This window comes from Paracoccus xiamenensis (assembly GCF_011308835.1).
GTDB lineage: Bacteria > Pseudomonadota > Alphaproteobacteria > Rhodobacterales > Rhodobacteraceae > Paracoccus > Paracoccus xiamenensis.
The window spans coordinates 57,419-76,126 of the sequence record NZ_JAAOHY010000004.1; the positions used below are offsets into that span (position 1 = coordinate 57,419).

The following is an 18,708-nucleotide window of genomic DNA, read 5'->3' on the forward strand; positions in this document are numbered from 1 at the left end:
GGCACATCATGCTGATCCGAAGAGCAATTGCGGCTTTGATCCTGGCCTTGACGGCCGGCCCGGTCGTTGCTGACACCGACCCGGAACGCCTGAAGGTGGTCACGACCTTCACCGTGCTGGCCGACATGGCGCGGCAGGTGGCGGGGGATGCGGCGGATGTGGTCTCGATCACCAAGGCCGGGGCAGATATCCACGGCTATGAACCAACGCCGCGCGACTTTGTCCGCGCGCAGGACGCCGACCTGATCCTGCGCAATGGCATGGACCTTGAAATCTGGTTCGAACAGTTCCTGTCGAACCTGGGCGATCTGCCCTCGGTCACGCTGACAGAAGGGGTGACGCCGATCCCGGTCGCCTCGGGCGGGTACGAGGGCAAGCCCAATCCCCATGCCTGGATGGGGCTGGATAGCGCCATGATCTATATCGACAATATCGCGCGTGCGCTGTCCGATCACGACCCTGCCAACGCCGCCACCTATCGCGCCAATGCCGAGGCCTATAAGGCCCGTATCGTGGCCGAGATCGGCCCGCTGCGCGACCGTATCACAGCCCTGCCCGAGGAGCGCCGCTGGCTGGTCAGTTGCGAAGGGGCGTTCCCCTATATGACCCGCGAGCTCGGCCTGAAGGAGCTGTATCTGTGGCCGATGAACGCCGACCGGATGGGCACGCCCCAGCAGATCCGCACGGTGATCGACGGCATAAAGCAGAACCAGATCCCCACCGTCTTCTGCGAAAGCACCGTCAACACCGCCCCCGCCCGCCAGATCGCCCGTGAAACCGGCGCGGCTTACGGGGGCGAGCTGTATGTGGACAGTCTGTCTGAGCCGGATGGCCCGGTGCCGACTTACCTCGATTTGCTGAAAAAGACCGTGGAGACCGTGGCCGATGGCCTCTCTGCGGAAGGAGAGCGTGCGGATGATTGAGAATGACGCCAACCCCGACGGCGGGATTATGGCCCGTGACGTGACGGTGACCTATCGCAATGGGCTGACCGCGCTGAACCATGCCAGCTTCGCCATTCCGCGCGGCACGGTCACCGCGCTGGTGGGGGTGAACGGGGCCGGAAAATCCACGCTTTTCAAGGCGATCATGGGCTTTTTGCCGGTTGCCGCCGGGCAGATCCGTCTGCTGGGCATGACCGTGCCAGAGGCGCTGAAGCGCAACCTCGTCGCCTATGTCCCGCAATCCGAGGAGGTCGATTGGTCGTTCCCGGTGCTGGTCAAGGATGTGGTGATGATGGGGCGCTATGGGATGATGAACTTCCTGCGCATCCCCTCGGCCGCCGATCATGCCGCGGTCGAGGCGGCGCTGCGCCGGGTGAACATGTGGGATTATCGCGACCGCCAGATCGGCGAGCTGTCAGGCGGCCAGAAAAAGCGCGTCTTCCTGGCCCGCGCGCTGGCACAGGACGGGCAGGTGATCCTGCTGGACGAACCCTTTACCGGCGTCGACGTGAAGACCGAGGAGCAGATCATCGCCCTTTTGCAGGAACTGCGCGCCGAGGGTCGGGTGATGCTGGTGTCGACGCATAACCTCGGCTCGGTCCCGGAATATTGCGACCGGGTGGTGCTGGTGAAGGGCACCGTGCTGGCTTACGGCCCGACCGAAACCACCTTTACCCGCGCCAATCTGGAACGCGCCTTTGGCGGGGTTTTGCGGCATTTCACCCTTGGCGGAAACGCGCTGCATGACGATGACGACGCCCGCGCCATTACCATCTTTTCCGACGATGAACGCCCGCTGGTTCAATATGGCGAGCAGTTGCAGCGCCGCGAGGATCGCGAATGAGCGTGCTTCTGGACCCGTTCGCCTATGGCTACATGACCAGTGCGATGCTGGTTTCCGCGCTGGTGGGGGCGGTCTGCGCCTTCCTGTCCTGCTTCCTGATGCTGAAAGGCTGGTCGCTGATCGGCGACGCGCTGTCCCATTCGGTGGTGCCGGGCGTGGCAGGTGCCTATCTGCTGGGTCTGCCGCTGGCGGTGGGCGCATTCCTGTCGGGCGGGCTGGCGGCGGGGGCGATGCTGTTTCTGTCGGAACGCTCTGGCCTGAAGGTCGATGTGGTGATCGGCATGATCTTCACGTCGTTTTTCGGGCTGGGCCTGTTTCTGGTGTCGATCAACCCGATTGCGGTCGATCTGCAGGCCATCACCATGGGCAATATCCTGGCCATCGGCGCGGCCGAGACCTGGCAGCTGGCGATCATCGGTCTGGTCTCGCTGGTGGTGCTGGTGGCGAAGTGGCGCGATCTGATGGTGGTGTTCTTTGACGAAAGCCACGCGCGCTCCATCGGGTTGCGAGTCGGGCTGCTGAAGGGTGTGTTCTTCATGCTGCTTTCGGCCTGCGTCGTGGCCGCGATGCAGACGGTCGGCGCATTTCTGGTTATTGCGCTGGTGGTGACGCCGGGGGCCACGGCATATCTGCTGTGCGACCGGTTCGAGCGGCTGATCCTGACCTCGGTCGCGATCGGCGCCATTACCTGCTCTGTCGGCGCCTATATCAGCTTCTTCCTGAACGGCGCGACGGGCGGGATCATCGTGGTCCTGCAAACGCTGATCTTCCTGGCGGCCTTTATCTTTGCGCCCAAGCACGGGCTGCTGGCCGCCCGCCGCCGCGCCGCGCAGGCATTGAGGGCCACGCCATGATCGAGACTCTGCTTCAACCCTTTGCCTTTCCCTTCATGCAGAAAGCCTTCCTGATCTGCCTGTTGGTGGCCCCGCCCACGGCGCTGCTGTCCTGCTTTTTGGTGCTGAAGGGCTGGGCGCTGATGGGCGATGCGGTCAGCCATGCGGTCCTGCCGGGGATCGTGTTGGCCTATATCTGGGGGCTGCCGCTGATCTTCGGGGCCTTCGCCGCCGGCATGGTCACGGCACTGGCGACGGGGTTCCTGTCCGATAACAGCCGGGTCAAGCAGGATACGGTGATGGGCGTCGTGTTTTCCGGCATGTTCGGGCTGGGCATCGTCATGTATGTGGCGCTGCAGACCAATGTGCATCTGGATCATGTGCTGTTCGGCAACATGCTGGGCATCGGTGCCGAGGATCTGCGCACCGCCGGCTGGATCTCTGCCCTGGTCTGCGCCTGCCTGCTGCTGAAATGGAAGGATCTGATGCTGCATGCCTTCGACCCGGCGCAGGCAAAGGCCTCGGGCCTGCCGGTCGGGCTGCTGCATTACGGGATGCTGACGATCCTGTCGCTGACCATCGTGGCGACGCTGTCCTCGACCGGGCTGATCCTGGCGGTGGGGCTGCTGATCGCGCCCGGCGCGATTGCCTTCCTGACGGTGCGGCGGTTCGGGGCGATGCTGGTCGTCGCGGTGGCGGTCAATCTGGTCGGGATGCTGGGCGGGGTCTATGCCAGCTTTGTTCTGGACAGCGCCCCGGCTGCGACAATCGTTCTGGTGCTGACGGCGATTTTCGTCGTGGCGTTTGTCAGGCGGGTAACGCTGAACAAGCGGCGAGAGGCGGGGGCGTGAATTGGCAGCTTTGCAGTTCTCGCGCCTATGCTCATCTATTTCAGGTGATAGGTTAACGCGCTTGCGATCAGAAGCCTGAGGGCGTCGAAGGGCAATCGCGCATCATCTTCGAACTGAATTGCGCGGTTGCCCTCATAACGGAACTCATCGGGGAAGAGGCTGCGAAAATCGGAGATGATCGTTGTCTGGCAATGCGCGTAAACTGCAAAGCCCCCGGTTTTGGGCAGACCAAGGCGAATTGTCGACCCAGATTTGGTTTCTGGTGTCAGATAGGCTGGTTGCCCCCATTTCAGGGTTTCCTCAATCCGCCCGACCTGAGGGATACTGTTGGCAGTATCAAAGATCAGACGGCGCAGTTGCAACAAACCGGAACGGGCCGCTTCAGGAAAGCCCGTGAAGGCTGCTTCAACATGCGCAGAGGGGAAGGGCGGATGTACCGATTGCATCATTATCGCTAACTTCGGTGTGAATAAGATGCAATGGCAGCTAGCTCCTGCTTGACCGACGTCTTGCCCTAACGCCCCTCATACGCCTTCCGCATGACGGCAATATCCAGCTTCGTCATTTGATACATCGCCTGCCGCGCGCGTTCGGACGCCTCGGCGTCGTCGGAAAAATTCATCTCCATCACTTCGCGCGGGGTGATCTGCCACGACAGGCCCCATCGGTCGATCAGCCAGCCGCATTGGCTTTCCTGCCCGCCGTCCGCGGTCAGCGCCGCCCACAGCCGGTCTGTCTCGGCCTGATCCTCGGTCAGGACGGAAATCGAGGCGGCGGGCGTCAGCGTGAAATGCGGGCCGCCGTTCAGGATCATGTAGGGCGTGCCGGCAAGGTGAAACTCGACCACCATCGCCGCCACGTCACCGCCCTTGAAGCCGTGGGTGCCGGTGACGGCGCTGCCGGGGATCAGCGCGGTATAGAACCGCGCCGCCGCCTCGCCGTCTTTCTCCATCCACAGGCAGGTGCGCACGGGGCTTGTCATGGCTATTCCTCCGGCCCGGCGATGGCGAAGGCCGCGCCTTGCGGATCTTGGGCAATCGCGATCCATGCCGGGCCGGGGACTTCCTGCGGACCGAAATGGACCTGACCGCCCGCAGACCTGATCGCCTCGATCTTCGCGGCAACGCTGCCGTCGACGCCGAAATAGGGCAGCCATGCCGGCACGGGCGAATTGATATGCGGCTGGATCGCGCCGATGTCCTGGCCGTTGTGCTGGATCAGCTGATAGATGCCGGCGCTGCCGCCATCGGGGCATTCGCCCATATCCATCGCCTCGCCCTTGGTCCAGCCGAACAGGCCTGAATAAAAGGCATAGCCCGCCTCGGGGTCGGGGGACATCAGCTCGTTCCAGCAGCCATGACCGCTTTTTTTATGATCGAAGGCTCCGGTGGTTTCTGCCTTTGCGATCTGTTCGGGGGTCATCTTGCTCATGTCCGGCTGAAGGATGCCGAATGCCGCGCCCTGCGGATCGGCGGCCACGGCAAAACGACCAGTGCCGGGAATATCGGCCGGGGCCTTGTAGATGCGGCCGCCCGCCGCGGTGATTTGCGCCGCCGCCGCGTCGCAATCATCGACGGCGAAATAGATCAGCCAGTTCGGCGGCGGCGGGCCTTCCTGCATGTCGTTGGACATCATGCCGGCGACCATCTCCTCACCACTGCGGGCGAGCAGATAGTTGAACCCCTCCATCCCGGAATCGGCGATCTGCCAGCCGATGATCTTTTCGTAGAAGCCGGTCGCGCCCTTCAGGTCGCTGGTGCCAAGCTCATACCAGCAGGGATTGCCTTGATAGCTCATCTCAACTCTCCATTTCTTGAATTCAGCCGGCCCGCGCCGCTTTTGCGGCATCGGCGGCAGTCCAATGGGCCATGTGATCCGCCATTGCCTTCTTGAAGGCGGGGCGAGAGGTTGCGCGTTCGATATAGGCCGTCAGCGCCGGGTAATCGGCCAGGGCGCCGGCGTGCTGGGCGGGGCGCAGCACTTCGACAAGGATGATGTCGGCCGCGCTGAAATCGCCTGCGATCCAGTCGCGGCTGGCCAGCAACTCTTCCAGCGCGGCAAGGCGGCCATCCATGAACTTGCGCATATGCGCCTCCAGCTCGGGCGAGGCGGGCGGGCCGAAGATATCCGGCATGTCCTTGGACAGCTGGCTGGTCATCCAGTTCCCGACCGCTGGCTCGACACTGTTCAGCGCCGCGATCACCCATTGCGTGACCTCTGGCCGCTTGCCTTCGGGCAACAGCGCCGAGCCTTGGGCCAGATGCAGCACGATGGCACCGGATTCGAACAGCGCGAGATCGCCGTCTTCGATCATCGGCACCTGCGCGAAGGGCTGACGGGCACGGTGCGCCGGGCTTTTGGGATAGACCGGCACGGTCGCGACCTGATAGCCGCGCCCGACCTCTTCGGCGGCCCAGCGGATGCGCATGTCGCGCACAAAGCCGCGCGGAAATTCGGGCAGCCATTCATAGGTGTAGATGGTCAGTTCGGTCATCGGGGCATCCCTTCATCACTTGGCGGAATCGAAGATCGTCTCGAATCCGCCCCAGATCATGCGCATCCCGTCAAAGGGCATTTCGGGCATTTCCTGCCCCTCCATCTCGGCCTGCATCTTCTGGCCGGCCTCCTCGCAGGTTTTGCGGTCGGGCCAGGCGGTCCAGCTGAAGACGATTGCCTCGCCGTCCTCTGCCTTGGTGCCGCGATACATGTCGGTCAGCTTGCCATGGGGCACGTCGACGCCCCAGTTTTCAGCAATTCCCAGGCAGCCGAATTTTTCGAACATGCCCCATGCGTCCTTGGCCATCGCCGTATAAGCATCCTTGTTCTTTTCCGGCACTGCCAGCAGGAAGCCCTGATAATAGGGCGCGCCCGCGATCTGGCCTTCCGCCATCAGCGGCTCGAACCCGCCAAAGACCATGCGGGCGCCGTCAAAGGGCATTTCGCCCATCGCGGCCATGTCGGGATCGTTCTGCATGCCTTCCCATGCCTTGTCTGCGGCCGCGCGGTCGGGCCATTCGATCCAGGTAAAGACGATGGTTTCGTCATCCTTTGCCCTGACCACGCCCTGAAAATCGGTGACCTTGCCTTTCGGCGTGTCGACGCCCCAAGTTTCGACTGTGCGGATAGCGCCATATTTCTGAAACAGTGGCCAGGCGGCCCGCGCGTGGTCCGTATATGCCTGCTTATTCGCGGTCGGCACTGCCGCAATCATTCCGGTGAAATAGGTCATCTCGCATCTCCTCCGATAGCGTTGACGAATCGCAGCATCTCACTTGTCGTATCAAAAAACAACTGATAGTATGAATATCGAACTGAACGTGTGAAAGAATGGCCAAACCCAGCGAAACCTCGCGCATCCGTTATGATGAAGGCTGCCTCGCGTCCCATGCGTTGAACCTGATTGGTGACCGCTGGGCTTTGCTGGTGGTCCGCGAGCTGATCTTTGCGCCCAAGCGCTTTCAGATGATACGGGCCGGGCTGCCCGGTGTCACCGCCAGTGTTCTGACCGCGCGGCTGGCGCAACTGCGTGATGTGGGCGTGCTGACCCATGACGACCGGCTGGGCATTTATGCGCTGACGGATGCGGGCCATGCGCTGCTGCCGGTGCTGGATGCGCTGTGTCGCTGGGCGCTGCTGGTGCCCGGCCATGACCCGACGCGGTTCATCAGCCCAAGCGCGCTGATGATCTCGATGCGGGTGAACCTGTTACCAGATCCGGCGCGGCCGGCTGCGGCGCGGGCCGGGTTCGACTTCGGGGCCGAGCGGTTTGTGATGGAGGCTGATCGCCTGCATGTGACCACGCGGGCAGTCGACCGACCCGATACCCCCTTTGTGCTGAAGGGCAACGGCAACAGCATGGCCATCGCCGTTTATGGGCCGACCCCGCTGGCCCAGCTGGTCGCGAATGGGGTGATCGATGCCGAAGGTGACCTGACGGCAGCGCAGGAGTTTGTCGATATGTTCCGGCTGGGGGCGCAACCTGCGGCTTCGCACTGACTGGGCCGTCAGGGCCTGCCGCCCCATTGGCAGCACCTTACCGAATTCGAGCCGCCGGGAAACAGTGTGGAAACGATTTCGCCGCTGAAGGGTTGTAGGGGGCAACGTTCGAAAAGGACATTCACGATGAAACAGCTTTATCTGACCTCTGCCATTCTGCTGACACTTGGCGGCGCCGCAATCGCCCAGACCGCCACCCCCGAAACGCCGCCCCCCGCGGATGCCGCTGCGGCCACACCCGAAGGCGCGGCCCAGACGGGACTGCTGCGTGCCTCGGCATTTGAGGGCGCGGATATCTATACCGTCGACGTGACTGGCAACACCAACTGGGATGACGGTGTGGCCTATACCGACATCAATGCCGACTGGGACAAGATCGGCGAAGTCGAAGATCTGGTCCTTGATCAATCCGGTGAAATCGTCGGTGCCATCGCCGAAGTTGGCGGCTTTCTGGGCATCGGCGAAAAAGAGGTCGTCCTGCAACCCGAGGAGATGGCGTTTGTCGTCACCCCGGACCGTATCGCGATCGTTTCGGGGCTGAGCAAAGAGGCGCTGGAATCGCGCGAGGAAGCCGCCGAAGACGCCTACGGGGACGACTGACCAACGTCGCAAAACCATTGCATCGCCCCGTATGTTCGGGGCGATCGCATTTGAAACGCGCTGCAAGATGGATTATTTGCAGCGAACCCCAAAGGGGCCCTGTCACCCGCGATCATGGAAGGTGCGATGACACAGTTGAAGACCGTCTGGCAAAATCCCGCTGAAATCATTCGCGAAACCAAGCCCGAAAATCCGGTCATGGTGTTTGCGCCGACCGTGTTGCAGGACACCGCCAAACGGTTCCTCAAGGGGTTTCCGGGTCTGGTCACCTATGCCGTGAAATCGAACCCGGACGAGACTGTGATCGAAAACCTGATCGCCGCCGGGGTCACTGGCTTTGACGTCGCCTCGCCGGCGGAAATCGACCTGATCGGACGGTTGGCACCCGGGGCCGCGCGCCATTACCACAACCCGGTCCGCGCGCGCTGGGAAATCGCCCATGCGGTCAAGGCCGGCATCAAGTCCTGGTCCGTCGATAGCCATTCCGAACTGGACAAGCTGATCGAGATGGTCCCGCCCGAGGGCTGCGAAATCTCGCCCCGGTTCAAGCTGCCGGTCGCGGGGGCGATTTATGATTTCGGGTCGAAATTCGGGGCCTCGCCGGAATTGGCGGCGGAACTGCTGAAGCGCGTGGCTGATGCGGGCTTCACCCCCTCGCTGACCTTCCATCCCGGCACGCAATGCACCGATCCGGGCGCGTGGGAGCAGTACATCCACACCGCGCGCGAGATCTGCGATGCGGCCGGTGTCCGCGCGCGCCGCCTGAATGTCGGGGGCGGCTTCCCCTCGCACCGGGTGCATGGGGTCGAGCCGGCGTTGGAAGACATCTTTGACCTGATCGGCCGGGTCGCCGCCGAAAGCTTCGACGAGGACGCGCCAGAACTGGTCTGCGAGCCGGGCCGGGGCCTGTGCGGCGATGCCTTTTCGCTGATCACCCGCGTGAAGGCGGTGCGCGACGGCCAGTCGGTGTTTCTGAACGATGGCGTCTATGGCGGGCTGGCCGAACTGCCGATCGTTGGCAACCTTGACCGGATCGAACTGCTGACGCCCGAGGGCACCCCGCGCGGCGGAGATGAGGGCGGCCGTGTCATCTTTGGCCCGACCTGCGATTCGGTCGACCGCTTGCCGGGCGAACTGGTCATGTCGAACGATGTGCAGGAAGGCGATTACGTCATCTTCAATGGCGCCGGCGCCTATTCGGTGGTCACAAATACCCGCTTCAACGGCTTTGGTGAGATGCAGCGCGCCACTGCCCTGCGGCTGGACTAGGCTCGGGCCGCGGGGCGCGGTTCAGGCACCCCGCGGCGCGAACAGGATCACGGCGGCGCCTGCCAAACACAACGAGCCGCCCGCCAGATCCCACGCGTCGGGTCGTCGCCCCTCGATCAACCACATCCAGACCAGCGAGGCGGTGATATAGATCCCGCCATAGCTGGCGAAACTGCGCCCCGCCTGATCTGCGGGGCTCAGCGTCAGCGCCCATGCGAATCCGATCAGCAGCCCGACCCCGGGCAGCAGCCACAGCGGGCTTTGCCCCATGCGCGCCCATGCCCAGAAGGCGAAGCAGCCGGCGATTTCGCAAAATGCGGCAATGGCGAAAAGGGCAAGCGCGCTCATGTCATCTGGGCCTGAAGTTGGGGTATCCGCCTTGGCATAGACCCTGCGTGCGCCGGGTTCGAGACCGTGCTGACGAATTTGTCAGGTCAAGGATTCATCACCGATGAAGGAATCGGTGTTACTCTGGTCAGATGAATCGGCGGTCTGTTACCCATGTTGTGCTGCTTGATGGCACGTTCGCCTCGTTGATGGAGGGGCGCCACTCCAATATTGGCCAAATCTATCGTCTGCTGCGACCGATGCGCGGGGCCACGATGCGCGTGCGCTATGACGCTGGCCAGCAATGGGAGGCGTGGCGGGAAATCTTCGGCATCGCCATGGGCAAGGGGATGGGCGCGCGCATCCGCGATGCTTACGGCTGGCTGGCCTCGGCATATCGTCCAGGGGATCAGGTCTTTCTGATGGGCTATTCGCGCGGTGCTTTTGCCATCCGCTCGCTGGCGGCGATGATCGGCCGGGTCGGGCTCTTGCGCGCGGATGCCGCCACCGAACGCAATATCCGCACCGTCTGGCGCATGTATCGCGACGAACTGGGTGCCGACCTGCGGGCCGATCTGCGCGCGCGGCTGTGCCATGACAGCATGCCCATCGACATGCTGGGGGTGTTCGATACGGTCATGGCGCTGGGGATCCGGCTGCCGGTCCTGTGGATGCTGACCGAGCCGCGCTTTCGCTTTCATGACCAGCATCTGGGCGATGACGTGCTGCTTGGCGCGCAGGCGCTGGCGCTGGACGAAACCCGCGCGGCCTTTCAGCCGATCCTGTGGAACAGTGCCGACAGAACCGATGGGCGCATCGCGCAGATGTGGTTCAGGGGCTGTCACGCCGATATCGGTGGCCAGTTGACCGGCTATGAACCGGCGCGACCGCTGGCAAATATCCCGCTGGTCTGGATGCTTGGTCAGGCCGAAGGCGCGGGGCTGACCCTGCCCGAGGGCTGGCGAAACCGGTTCGCGCAGGATGTCAGCGCGCCCTCGGTTGGAAATTGGCGGGGATGGGGCAAGGCATTCCTTGCGCGCAGTCCGCGTGTCGTCGGGCTGGACGCCAGCGAAGCGATACACCCCACGGTCCCGCGCCCCTATACAGGCCCGGCGGTGCTGGCAGGCCATCTGGCCGATGAAGCCCCGCACCCCACCCGCCTGCGCGCCCGCCGGCGCAAAAGGCAGCTGCGCCGGGCAGAGCGGCAGTTGCATTAGCGGCAGCGGAGCAGTCGGGGGCCACAGCTGGCGGTGACTTCACCAACCGGCCGGATAACGACGGGTCGGTGCGCCTTGATGGAACATATCGCTGCGTGGACCGGGGCAGCCCGGTTCAGGCGGCCAGGCCCTTTTCGGCCACGCCCAACTCGCGGCAGACGGCAAGCGTGAGGTCGGGCTTGTTCAGCGTATAGAAATGCAGCTGCTCTGCCCCGCCGGCCAACAGGTCGCGGCACAGCTTGACGCACAGGTCCTGCGCCAGCGCGGCCTCGCCTTCCTTGCCGGCGGCCTCGAATGCGGCAACCGCCCAATCGGGAACCGAGGTGCCGCAGCGCGCGGCGAATTTGCGCGCGCCGGTCCAGCTTTGGATCGGCAGGATGCCGGGCAGAATCGGCGTGCTGATTCCCGCCGCTGCGCAGGCGTCGCGGAAGCGGAAAAAGGTGTCGGCGTCGAAGAAGAACTGCGTAATGGCCGAGGTCGCGCCCGCATCCACCTTGCGCTTCAGAAAGGCCACATCGGCGGCGGTGTCCGGCGAATCGGGGTGCGGTTCGGGATAGGCGCCGACGCGGATGGCGATGTCGCCGCGTTTGGCGATCGCCTCGATCAGTTCGACCGACGACGCAAAGCCTTCGGGATGGGCGCTCCATGTCGCCTGACCTTGCGCCGCGTCGCCGCGCAGGGCCACGATTTCGCGCACACCCGCGGCCGCGTATTCATCGACAATTTGCATTGTTTCTTCGCGGCTTGCATCGACGCAGGTCAAATGCGCGGCCACGTTCAGTCCGTAATGGTTGGACAGCGCGGTCACCGCCTCGTGCGTCAACTGGCGGGTGGTGCCGCCGGCGCCGTAAGTCACTGACACGAAATCAGGCCCCAGCGGCGCAAGTGCGCGGGCGGTGTCCCACAGCCGAAAGGACGCATCCAGATTGCGCGGCGGGAAGAATTCGAAGCTGACAGTCGGCGTGGTCATCATGGCGTTCCTTGAAGCTGGCCTCTTGTGTCATGCCTGACAGCGTGAGACAAATTCATAGTCCGCATCATCTTTATGAGCGTCATGCATCTAGAATTGCGTCATCTTCGCACAGTCCGGGCGATTCATGAACAGGGCGGATTGGCGCGCGCCGCAGATATTCTGAACATCACCCAATCGGCGCTGTCCCATCAGGTCAAGGCACTGGAAGAACAGGCCGGGGTCGAGCTGTTCGTGCGCCGCGCCAAGCCGATGCGGCTGTCGCCCGCAGGGATGCGCCTGCTGCGTCTGGCCGAGCAGGTGCTGCCACTGGTCGACGCGGCCGAAGCTGAGATCAAAGGGGTTGAGGCCGGGCGCGTTGGCCAATTGCATATCGCGATGGAGTGCCACGCCTGTTTCGACTGGCTGCTGCCCGTCCTCGACCAGTTCCGCCGCACCTTCCCCGAGGTCGATCTGGACATCCGCGCCCGTCTGGCCTTCACCGCCCTGCCGGCGCTGCTGCGCGGCGAGGTCGACCTGGTCATCTCGATGGACCCCGAAGACCTGCCCGGCGTCACCTTTGAACCGCTGTTCGACTATGCCCCCACCATGGTCGTCGCCGCCAATCATCCGCTGGCCGCGCGCGGCTTTGCCCGGCCCGAGGATCTGGCCGGTGAAAGCCTGATCGTCTACCCGATGGACCGCGAAAGGCTTGACGTATTTTCAGAGTTCCTGATCCCCGCCGGGATCGAACCGCGCGAGGTGCGGCAGGTCGAACAGACCGATGTCAGCCTGATGCTGGTGGCCGCCGGGCGCGGCGTCGCGGTGATGCCCGACTGGGTGCTGCGCCGCCATGCGGGCAACCCGGAACTGACCGCGATCCGGCTTGGCAAAGAGGGCCTGCGCCGCCGTGTCTATGCTGCGATCCGCGACAGCGACCTGCGGCTGCCTTACATGGACCACTTCCTGCGGCTGGCGCGCACGGATACGATCCGGGCCGGGCGCGCGTCGATCTGACAACAGAAAAGCCCCGCAAATGCGGGCGATGGCTTCCCTTTGCGCGCCATTGCCCCTAAACCGCAGCCAAACCCGATAGCCAGAATCCCCGAATGCAGGAGCGCCGCGATGCAAAGCGCCAATATGAATGTGATGATCAAGGCCGCGCGCAAGGCCGGGCGCGGTCTGGTCAAGGACTTCCGCGAGGTCGAAAATCTTCAGGTTTCGGTCAAGGGCGCGGGCGATTTCGTCAGCCGTGCCGACCGCGAGGCCGAACGCATCATCAAGGAAGAACTGCGCGGCGCCCGCCCCACCTATGGCTGGCTGGGCGAGGAAACCGGCACCGAGGCGGGCGAAGACCCGACCCGGCGCTGGATCGTCGACCCGCTGGACGGGACGACCAACTTCCTGCACGGCCTGCCGCATTGGGCGGTCAGCATCGCGCTGGAACACAAGGGCGAGATCGTCGCGGCGGTGATCTTTGACGCGGCGAAGGATGAACTTTACAGCGCTGAAAAGGGCGGCGGTGCATGGATGAACGGCACCCGGCTGCGGGTTTCGGGACGGCGGCGGATGATCGATTCGATCTTCGCGACGGGCATTCCCTTTGGTGGTAGCGGCAAGCTGCCGGCGGCCCTGCAGGATTTTGCCCGCATCGCGCCTGTGACTGCTGGCATCCGCCGCTTCGGTTCGGCCGCGCTGGATCTGGCCTATGTCGCGGCGGGCCGTGTCGACGGATATTGGGAGCGCGACATCAACGCCTGGGACGTTGCGGCGGGCATCCTGCTGGTCAAGGAAGCCGGCGGCTTTGTCGAGACCATCCGTGGCGACGGACCGGTCGTGGACGCTGGCAATATCGTCTGCGCCAATGCGGCACTGTTCCCGGAATTTGCCGGGCTGGTGCGGGAACGCCCCTGATGCATCGCTGGCCGGTTCGCGTCTATTACGAAGACACCGATCTGGCCGGGATCGTCTATTACGCCAATTACCTGCGCTTTATCGAACGCGCGCGCACCGAATGGACGCGCGATCTGGGCGTCGACCAGACCCGGCTGAAGGAAGACGAAGGCGCGGTCTTCGCCGTCCGCCGGGTCGAGGCCGACTATCTGTCGCCCGCCGTCTTCGATGACGAGTTGATCGTCACCACCGCGCCTTACCGCATCACCCCCGCCCGGATCGAGCTGGACCAGCAGGTGCTGCGCGGCGATCAGGTGCTGTTTCGTGCCCGTGTGACGCTGGCATGCCTTGGCCCGGACATGCGGCCGCGGCGTTTGCCGGGTGATCTCGCGGCACTCATGCGAAGTTGATCGCCATTTCGTTGGTCCCGGCCGGCAAATCCTGCTAAAAGCCCAGCAAAGGCCGGAAATGGCCAGCAGTTTACGGGCAGATTCATGGAACAACTCGCCTCCGCAGGGCAGCAGATCGATTTTTCGCTGATCGCGCTGTTCATGCGTGCCTCGCTGATCGTGAAGATCGTGATGGTGCTTCTGATTCTCGCGTCCTTCTGGTCCTGGGCGCTGATTATCCAGAAACTTCTGAAATTTACCGCCGCCCGCGCCGATGCGTCGAAATTCGACCGCGCTTTCTGGTCGGGCGAGCCGCTGGACGATCTGTATGACCGGATCGGGCAGACCCCGCGTGGCGCGCCGGAACGGATCTTTGCCGCCGGCATGGGCGAATGGCGCAAGTCGCAGGACGATCAGGGCGGCATGATCCCCGGCACCCAGCAGCGGATCGACCGGGCGATGAATGTCGCGATCGGGCGGGAAGAGGCGCGGCTGACGCGCGGCCTGTCCTGGCTGGCGACCATCGGCTCGACCGCGCCCTTCATCGGGCTGTTCGGCACCGTCTGGGGGATCAAGACCGCGTTTGAACAGATCGCCATTGCGCAGGACACCTCGTTGGCCGTCGTAGCACCCGGCATTGCCGAGGCGCTGCTGGCGACTGCGCTTGGCCTGATGGCGGCGATTCCGGCGGTGATCTTCTACAACAAGTTCATCGCCGATGCCGACCGTCTGGGCGCAAGCTATGAAAACTTCGCCGACGAATTCTCGACCATCCTGTCGCGTCAGTTGAACGAGGGCTGACCGATGCAGGTCCAGTCGCGCAACAGCCCGTCTTCTTCGCGCCGGGGGCGCAGCCGCCGCCAGCCGATGGCAGAAATCAACGTCACCCCTTTCGTGGACGTGATGCTGGTGCTGCTGATCATCTTCATGGTCGCGGCGCCCTTGCTGACTGTGGGCGTGCCGCTGCAACTGCCGGAAACCGCCGCCAATGCCGTCGCCGCCGAACCCGAGGAACCGCTGACCGTTTCGGTCCCGGCGGAAGGCCCGCTGATGCTGATGGAAGACAGCGTTGATGAAGGCCAGCTGGTGCCGCGCCTGCGCGAACTGGCGCAGACCCGCGCCTCGGCCAAGATCTTCCTGCGCGCGGACGGGACGATTCCCTATGCCCGCGTGGTGCAGGTGATGGGCGCGCTGAACGCCGCCGGCTTTAACGATATCGTGCTGGTGACCGATACCGGCGGGCCGCGGATGGACGGCTGATCCGATGCTGGATCCGCTTGAACAACAGCTGCAAGGTCCCGACCGCGCCGAACGCGTGGGCATGTGGATTTCTGGCGTTGGCCATACGGTGCTGGTGCTGTGGGCCATTGTTGGCGGCGCGTTGTTTGCCGCCAGCGACAGCGCCCAGGTCGAGATGACCGAGGTCACGACGATCTCCAACCAGCAGTTCGAGGAAATGGCCGCGCGGTCGCGTGGGGCCGGTCCGGTCGGGCAGGCCGATGGCGACGCGCCGGTGCAGCCACAGGCGCCGGGCGATACCAGCGCCCCCGAAGGCCCTGAAATCGCGTTGGAAGCGCCCGAGCCGGACACCACCGCGACGGCCCTGCCGCAGCCCTCGACCACGGCCGAGCCGGTGCCCGATCTCAGCGATCTGGAAACCGCGCGGCCGACCGTGGACGTGGCGACCATCGCGCCGGTGCCTCAGGCCCCCGACGCCGAAATTGCGCCTGATACGCCACAGACCGACGCTGCCCCCGATACCGCCACGCCGTCGCGGCCCGACCAGCCGGTCACGCCGCGCTCGGCGTTGGCGCTGGATCGCTCGCTGCCGCCGCCGGATCGCCCGGCAGACCTGCGCGAGGCGGTTCTGGCCGCGCGCGAGGCTGCCCGCGCCGAAGCAGCCGAAGCTGCCGCCGCGGAACAGGAACGTCTGGCCATCGCCGCGCAGGCCGAGGCCGACCGTCAGGCAGCCATCGCCGCCGCCGAGGCCGAACGGGAACGCGAGGCCCGCGCCGCCGCCGCCGCTGCCCGCGCCGAGGAAGAACGTGCCGCCGCCGCGCGCGAGGAAGCCGCGCGCGCCGAGGCCGCCCGGGCCGAAGCTGAACGAGCGGAGGCTGAACGGATCGAGCAGGAGCGCGCCGAGGAAGAACGCCGCGCCGAAGCGGCCCGCCGCGAGGAAGAAGCCCGTCAGGAAGCCGAGCGCCGCGCCGAAGAAGAACGACTTGCCGCCGAACGCCGCGCCGAGGAACAGCGCCGCCTGGCCCGCGAGGCGGAGGAGCGCGAGTTGGCCGATATCCGTGCCGCCGCGCAGGCAGAACTCGCGCGCCAGACTGCGCTTGCCGAACAACTTGCCGAACAGCAGCGCCTTCAGGATGCCGCCCAGAACGCGCAGGAAGCGACTCCCAGCCCGGTTGACGGCAATGCGCCAGAGGGCGAGGGCGAGGGTGGCGGCTCGGACGTTCTGACTGATGCGCTGAACGAGGCCAGCAATGCCCCGATCGAAGCGAATGATCTGGACGATGCCCTGGCCGATGCCTTGGGCGAGACGCGGCCGTCGGAATTGCCCCCGCGTGAGGCGATAAAGATCGCCAGCGTGCCGATGACCCAGTCAGAGAAGGACGGGTTCCGCGATGCGGTGCAATCGTGCTGGAACCTCGGCGCGGTGTCGACCGAAGTGCTGGAAACTCGCGTCGTGGTCGGCTTCACGATGGGCCGCGATGGCCGTCCCGATCCCGACAGCTTCCGCATTGTCGATGAACCCGAGGCCAGCGGTCCCCGCCAGCAGGCCTTCGAGGCAGCGCGCCGGGCGGTAATGCGTTGCGCTGGCGCGGGCTATGACCTGCCGGCCGACAAGTATAACGAATGGGACGATGTCGAAATGACCTTTACGCCCGCAGGTGTGGAGGGGTTTGAATGAGGCTTGGCCTGGGCCTGCTGATATTTGCGCCTGCGGTGGCGCTGGCGCAGCCCGCGGCACTGTCGCCGGCAGAAAAAGCTGACTTCGTGGCTCGGGTCCAAAGCTGCTGGAACCCGCCGTCGGGGACCGACCCGACCGTCACCATCGGCTTTTCGATGGATCGCGACGGCCGTCCCGACCCCGACAGCTTCACCCTGCTGGGCGCGGCCGATCCGCAGGCTTTTGCAGCCGCGCGGCGCGCGGTGATGCTGTGCGCGGGCGGTGGCTATGATCTGCCCAAGGACCGGCACGACGCCTGGAAACGGGTCGAAATGACCTTCAACACCAACGGGACCGGAGACATGCCATGATGCGTCGCGCCGCCCTCGCGCTGCTGGCCGCCGGCCTGGTGGGACCCTTGCCCGCGCTGGCGCAGGATGCGCCGCTGCGGATCGAAATCACCGAAGGCGTGGTCCGCCCGATGCCCGTTACCCTGCGTTTCGAAGATGCCGGCGGCGCCGGTGATCTGATGACCGACATCACCGCGATCATCGCCGACGACCTGCAAGGCACCGGCCTCTTCGAGATGGCGGAACCAGAGGCCGCGCCGGTCAGCCGCTTTGACCGCACCGTCGATTATATCGGCTGGAAGGCCGCCGGGACCGAGGCGCTGATAACCGGCCAGGTCACCGTGGATGACGACACGGTCATGCTGCGCTTTCGCTTGTTCGACGTCTTTGCCGGCCAGCCGCTGGGTGACGGGATGCAATTCGTATCTCCGCGCGAGGGCTGGCGTCGCGCTGCCCATAAGGTCGCCGACCAGATCTATGCCCGGATCACCGGCGAGACCCCCTATTTCGACAGCCGCATCGCCTTCATCGGCGAAAGCGGTTCGGCGACCGAACGCGTCAAGCGGGTGGGGGTGATGGATTACGACGGTGCCGGGGTCAAATGGCTGACTTCCAAGGATGATCTGGTGCTGTCGCCGCGCTTCTCGCCCGATGGGCAGACGGTGCTTTATACCAGCTTTGCCAGCGGCGTGCCGCAGATCATGTCGCTGGATGTGGAGACCGTCACCTCGACCGCGCTGACCCGCGATCCCCGAGCGATGAGCTTTGCGCCGCGCTTTTCTCCCGATGGGAAATGGATCGCGTTTTCGCGTGAAAGTGGCGGCAACACCGACATCTGGATCATGGAGGTCGCAAATCCCAGCTTCGCCAAGCCGATCACGCTGGGACCGGCCATCGACACGGCACCGTCCTGGTCGCCGGACGGGCGGCATATCGTCTTTGAAAGCGACCGCTCGGGCTCGTCGCAGCTGTATACGATGCGCGCCGACGGATCGGAACCGACGCGGATTTCCTTTGGCGACGGCGGCGGCGGATATGGCGAACCGGCATGGTCGCCGCGCGGTGACCGGATCGCGTTCACCCGGCACACGAAAGAGGGTTCGGCGATCGGGGTGATGCGGCCCGACGGCTCGGGCGAGGATCTTCTGTCCGAAGGCGGGCGCGATTCCGGGCCAAGCTGGGCACCGAACGGGCGTGTGTTGATCTTCACACGCCTGAACCCCGAGGATGAGGTCTCCCACTTGCATTCTGTGGACATCACGGGGCGAAACATGCGACCAGTTGCGCTGAATGATGCGGCGTCGGACCCAGCTTGGGGTCCGCTGCTGCCCTGAAAAAGGCCGAGGAAAC

The 18,708-nt window shown here is 64.6% G+C and carries 23 protein-coding genes; 16 read left to right on the forward strand and 7 right to left on the reverse strand.

Annotation, left to right across the window (positions count from 1 at the left end; translation table 11 throughout):
- Window positions 1–8 precede the first annotated feature (8 nt).
- Genes G7044_RS10320 through G7044_RS10335 form a run of 4 tightly spaced genes read left to right on the forward strand, consistent with a single transcriptional unit; the run spans window position 9 to window position 3,472 of the window.
- The gene (locus tag G7044_RS10320; protein WP_166328616.1) at window positions 9–923 is read left to right on the forward strand and encodes a metal ABC transporter substrate-binding protein; all 915 of its coding nucleotides are present in this window, start codon (window positions 9–11) and stop codon (window positions 921–923) included.
- Window positions 916–1,788, forward strand: a complete 873-nt coding sequence (locus tag G7044_RS10325; protein WP_166328617.1) for a manganese/iron ABC transporter ATP-binding protein — start codon at window positions 916–918, stop codon at window positions 1,786–1,788. Before G7044_RS10320 ends, G7044_RS10325 begins: the two co-directional genes overlap by 8 nt.
- The gene (locus tag G7044_RS10330; protein ID WP_166328618.1) at window positions 1,785–2,642 is read left to right on the forward strand and encodes a metal ABC transporter permease; all 858 of its coding nucleotides are present in this window, start codon (window positions 1,785–1,787) and stop codon (window positions 2,640–2,642) included. The genes G7044_RS10325 and G7044_RS10330 overlap by 4 nt, the downstream gene beginning before the upstream one ends.
- The gene (locus tag G7044_RS10335) at window positions 2,639–3,472 is read left to right on the forward strand and encodes a metal ABC transporter permease (RefSeq protein WP_166328619.1); all 834 of its coding nucleotides are present in this window, start codon (window positions 2,639–2,641) and stop codon (window positions 3,470–3,472) included. Before G7044_RS10330 ends, G7044_RS10335 begins: the two co-directional genes overlap by 4 nt.
- 35 nt (window positions 3,473–3,507) lie before the next feature.
- On the opposite strand, the gene G7044_RS10340 is transcribed toward G7044_RS10335, so the two are convergent.
- The 5 genes from G7044_RS10340 to G7044_RS10360 all read right to left on the reverse strand — a co-directional run bounded on the left by G7044_RS10340 (window position 3,508) and on the right by G7044_RS10360 (window position 6,701).
- The gene (locus G7044_RS10340; RefSeq protein WP_166328620.1) at window positions 3,508–3,921 is read right to left on the reverse strand and encodes a DUF1801 domain-containing protein; all 414 of its coding nucleotides are present in this window, start codon (window positions 3,919–3,921) and stop codon (window positions 3,508–3,510) included.
- 65 nt (window positions 3,922–3,986) lie between these two features.
- Window positions 3,987–4,454 carry a VOC family protein gene (locus tag G7044_RS10345; RefSeq protein WP_166328621.1) on the reverse strand — a complete coding sequence of 156 codons (468 nt, stop codon included), beginning with the start codon at window positions 4,452–4,454 and terminating at the stop codon, window positions 3,987–3,989.
- Window positions 4,455–4,456: 2 nt separating this feature from the next.
- A complete protein-coding gene (locus G7044_RS10350) occupies window positions 4,457–5,269 on the reverse strand; it encodes a VOC family protein (RefSeq protein WP_166328622.1) in 813 nt (270 codons plus the stop codon).
- Window positions 5,270–5,291: 22 nt separating this feature from the next.
- Window positions 5,292–5,966, reverse strand: a complete 675-nt coding sequence (locus G7044_RS10355) for a glutathione S-transferase family protein (protein WP_166328623.1) — start codon at window positions 5,964–5,966, stop codon at window positions 5,292–5,294.
- Window positions 5,967–5,981: 15 nt separating this feature from the next.
- Window positions 5,982–6,701: a DUF1428 domain-containing protein gene (locus tag G7044_RS10360; RefSeq protein WP_166328624.1), complete on the reverse strand. Its 720-nt coding sequence runs from the start codon at window positions 6,699–6,701 to the stop codon at window positions 5,982–5,984.
- Between the two features lie 98 nt (window positions 6,702–6,799).
- Here G7044_RS10360 and G7044_RS10365 point away from each other — a divergent pair, with 98 nt between their 5' ends.
- The 3 genes from G7044_RS10365 (at window position 6,800) to G7044_RS10375 (ending at window position 9,337) form a co-directional block, all read left to right on the forward strand.
- Window positions 6,800–7,468, forward strand: coding sequence for a winged helix-turn-helix transcriptional regulator (locus G7044_RS10365; protein ID WP_166328625.1), 669 nt, complete (start codon window positions 6,800–6,802; stop codon window positions 7,466–7,468).
- 126 nt (window positions 7,469–7,594) lie between these two features.
- On the forward strand, window positions 7,595–8,068 hold the full coding sequence (locus tag G7044_RS10370; protein WP_166328626.1) for a PRC-barrel domain-containing protein: 474 nt from the start codon (window positions 7,595–7,597) through the stop codon (window positions 8,066–8,068).
- A 126-nt stretch (window positions 8,069–8,194) separates the two neighbouring features.
- Window positions 8,195–9,337, forward strand: a complete 1,143-nt coding sequence (locus G7044_RS10375) for a type III PLP-dependent enzyme (RefSeq protein ID WP_166328627.1) — start codon at window positions 8,195–8,197, stop codon at window positions 9,335–9,337.
- A gap of 21 nt (window positions 9,338–9,358) precedes the next feature.
- Here G7044_RS10375 and G7044_RS10380 read toward each other — a convergent pair whose 3' ends face one another.
- Window positions 9,359–9,685: a YnfA family protein gene (locus tag G7044_RS10380; RefSeq protein WP_166328628.1), complete on the reverse strand. Its 327-nt coding sequence runs from the start codon at window positions 9,683–9,685 to the stop codon at window positions 9,359–9,361.
- A 131-nt stretch (window positions 9,686–9,816) separates the two neighbouring features.
- Here G7044_RS10380 and G7044_RS10385 point away from each other — a divergent pair, with 131 nt between their 5' ends.
- The gene (locus G7044_RS10385) at window positions 9,817–10,881 is read left to right on the forward strand and encodes a DUF2235 domain-containing protein (RefSeq protein WP_166328629.1); all 1,065 of its coding nucleotides are present in this window, start codon (window positions 9,817–9,819) and stop codon (window positions 10,879–10,881) included.
- 115 nt (window positions 10,882–10,996) lie between these two features.
- Here G7044_RS10385 and metF read toward each other — a convergent pair whose 3' ends face one another.
- Window positions 10,997–11,851, reverse strand: coding sequence for a methylenetetrahydrofolate reductase [NAD(P)H] (metF, locus tag G7044_RS10390; protein WP_166328630.1), 855 nt, complete (start codon window positions 11,849–11,851; stop codon window positions 10,997–10,999).
- 84 nt (window positions 11,852–11,935) lie between these two features.
- Between metF and G7044_RS10395 the strand changes: the two genes are divergently transcribed.
- The 8 genes from G7044_RS10395 (at window position 11,936) to tolB (ending at window position 18,692) form a co-directional block, all read left to right on the forward strand.
- The gene (locus tag G7044_RS10395; protein WP_166328631.1) at window positions 11,936–12,847 is read left to right on the forward strand and encodes a LysR family transcriptional regulator; all 912 of its coding nucleotides are present in this window, start codon (window positions 11,936–11,938) and stop codon (window positions 12,845–12,847) included.
- A gap of 108 nt (window positions 12,848–12,955) precedes the next feature.
- Complete coding sequence (locus tag G7044_RS10400; protein ID WP_166328632.1) at window positions 12,956–13,744, forward strand: inositol monophosphatase family protein; 789 nt, start codon at window positions 12,956–12,958, stop codon at window positions 13,742–13,744.
- On the forward strand, window positions 13,741–14,133 hold the full coding sequence (gene ybgC, locus G7044_RS10405; protein ID WP_166329065.1) for a tol-pal system-associated acyl-CoA thioesterase: 393 nt from the start codon (window positions 13,741–13,743) through the stop codon (window positions 14,131–14,133). The genes G7044_RS10400 and ybgC overlap by 4 nt, the downstream gene beginning before the upstream one ends.
- An 84-nt stretch (window positions 14,134–14,217) precedes the next feature.
- Complete coding sequence (gene tolQ / locus G7044_RS10410) at window positions 14,218–14,913, forward strand: protein TolQ (protein WP_166328633.1); 696 nt, start codon at window positions 14,218–14,220, stop codon at window positions 14,911–14,913.
- 3 nt (window positions 14,914–14,916) lie between these two features.
- On the forward strand, window positions 14,917–15,372 hold the full coding sequence (locus G7044_RS10415; RefSeq protein ID WP_166328634.1) for an ExbD/TolR family protein: 456 nt from the start codon (window positions 14,917–14,919) through the stop codon (window positions 15,370–15,372).
- 4 nt (window positions 15,373–15,376) lie between these two features.
- A complete protein-coding gene (locus tag G7044_RS10420; protein ID WP_166328635.1) occupies window positions 15,377–17,029 on the forward strand; it encodes a hypothetical protein in 1,653 nt (550 codons plus the stop codon).
- Window positions 17,026–17,379, forward strand: a complete 354-nt coding sequence (locus G7044_RS10425; protein WP_166328636.1) for a hypothetical protein — start codon at window positions 17,026–17,028, stop codon at window positions 17,377–17,379. The genes G7044_RS10420 and G7044_RS10425 overlap by 4 nt, the downstream gene beginning before the upstream one ends.
- The gene (tolB, locus tag G7044_RS10430) at window positions 17,376–18,692 is read left to right on the forward strand and encodes a Tol-Pal system beta propeller repeat protein TolB (protein WP_166328637.1); all 1,317 of its coding nucleotides are present in this window, start codon (window positions 17,376–17,378) and stop codon (window positions 18,690–18,692) included. The genes G7044_RS10425 and tolB overlap by 4 nt, the downstream gene beginning before the upstream one ends.
- Window positions 18,693–18,708: the final 16 nt, after the last annotated feature.

What these genes read in the sequence shown, in the direction of transcription:
- G7044_RS10320 (WP_166328616.1), top strand. Translation starts at nt 9, where the DNA reads ATGCTGATCCGAAGAGCAATTGCGGCTTTGATCCTGGCCTTGACGGCC.
- G7044_RS10325 (WP_166328617.1), top strand. Translation starts at nt 916, where the DNA reads ATGATTGAGAATGACGCCAACCCCGACGGCGGGATTATGGCCCGTGAC.
- G7044_RS10330 (WP_166328618.1), top strand. Translation starts at nt 1,785, where the DNA reads ATGAGCGTGCTTCTGGACCCGTTCGCCTATGGCTACATGACCAGTGCG.
- G7044_RS10335 (WP_166328619.1), top strand. Translation starts at nt 2,639, where the DNA reads ATGATCGAGACTCTGCTTCAACCCTTTGCCTTTCCCTTCATGCAGAAA.
- G7044_RS10340 (WP_166328620.1), bottom strand. Translation starts at nt 3,921, where the DNA reads ATGATGCAATCGGTACATCCGCCCTTCCCCTCTGCGCATGTTGAAGCA.
- G7044_RS10345 (WP_166328621.1), bottom strand. Translation starts at nt 4,454, where the DNA reads ATGACAAGCCCCGTGCGCACCTGCCTGTGGATGGAGAAAGACGGCGAG.
- G7044_RS10350 (WP_166328622.1), bottom strand. Translation starts at nt 5,269, where the DNA reads ATGAGCTATCAAGGCAATCCCTGCTGGTATGAGCTTGGCACCAGCGAC.
- G7044_RS10355 (WP_166328623.1), bottom strand. Translation starts at nt 5,966, where the DNA reads ATGACCGAACTGACCATCTACACCTATGAATGGCTGCCCGAATTTCCG.
- G7044_RS10360 (WP_166328624.1), bottom strand. Translation starts at nt 6,701, where the DNA reads ATGACCTATTTCACCGGAATGATTGCGGCAGTGCCGACCGCGAATAAG.
- G7044_RS10365 (WP_166328625.1), top strand. Translation starts at nt 6,800, where the DNA reads ATGGCCAAACCCAGCGAAACCTCGCGCATCCGTTATGATGAAGGCTGC.
- G7044_RS10370 (WP_166328626.1), top strand. Translation starts at nt 7,595, where the DNA reads ATGAAACAGCTTTATCTGACCTCTGCCATTCTGCTGACACTTGGCGGC.
- G7044_RS10375 (WP_166328627.1), top strand. Translation starts at nt 8,195, where the DNA reads ATGACACAGTTGAAGACCGTCTGGCAAAATCCCGCTGAAATCATTCGC.
- G7044_RS10380 (WP_166328628.1), bottom strand. Translation starts at nt 9,685, where the DNA reads ATGAGCGCGCTTGCCCTTTTCGCCATTGCCGCATTTTGCGAAATCGCC.
- G7044_RS10385 (WP_166328629.1), top strand. Translation starts at nt 9,817, where the DNA reads ATGAATCGGCGGTCTGTTACCCATGTTGTGCTGCTTGATGGCACGTTC.
- metF (WP_166328630.1), bottom strand. Translation starts at nt 11,851, where the DNA reads ATGACCACGCCGACTGTCAGCTTCGAATTCTTCCCGCCGCGCAATCTG.
- G7044_RS10395 (WP_166328631.1), top strand. Translation starts at nt 11,936, where the DNA reads ATGCATCTAGAATTGCGTCATCTTCGCACAGTCCGGGCGATTCATGAA.
- G7044_RS10400 (WP_166328632.1), top strand. Translation starts at nt 12,956, where the DNA reads ATGCAAAGCGCCAATATGAATGTGATGATCAAGGCCGCGCGCAAGGCC.
- tolQ (WP_166328633.1), top strand. Translation starts at nt 14,218, where the DNA reads ATGGAACAACTCGCCTCCGCAGGGCAGCAGATCGATTTTTCGCTGATC.
- G7044_RS10415 (WP_166328634.1), top strand. Translation starts at nt 14,917, where the DNA reads ATGCAGGTCCAGTCGCGCAACAGCCCGTCTTCTTCGCGCCGGGGGCGC.
- G7044_RS10420 (WP_166328635.1), top strand. Translation starts at nt 15,377, where the DNA reads ATGCTGGATCCGCTTGAACAACAGCTGCAAGGTCCCGACCGCGCCGAA.
- G7044_RS10425 (WP_166328636.1), top strand. Translation starts at nt 17,026, where the DNA reads ATGAGGCTTGGCCTGGGCCTGCTGATATTTGCGCCTGCGGTGGCGCTG.
- tolB (WP_166328637.1), top strand. Translation starts at nt 17,376, where the DNA reads ATGATGCGTCGCGCCGCCCTCGCGCTGCTGGCCGCCGGCCTGGTGGGA.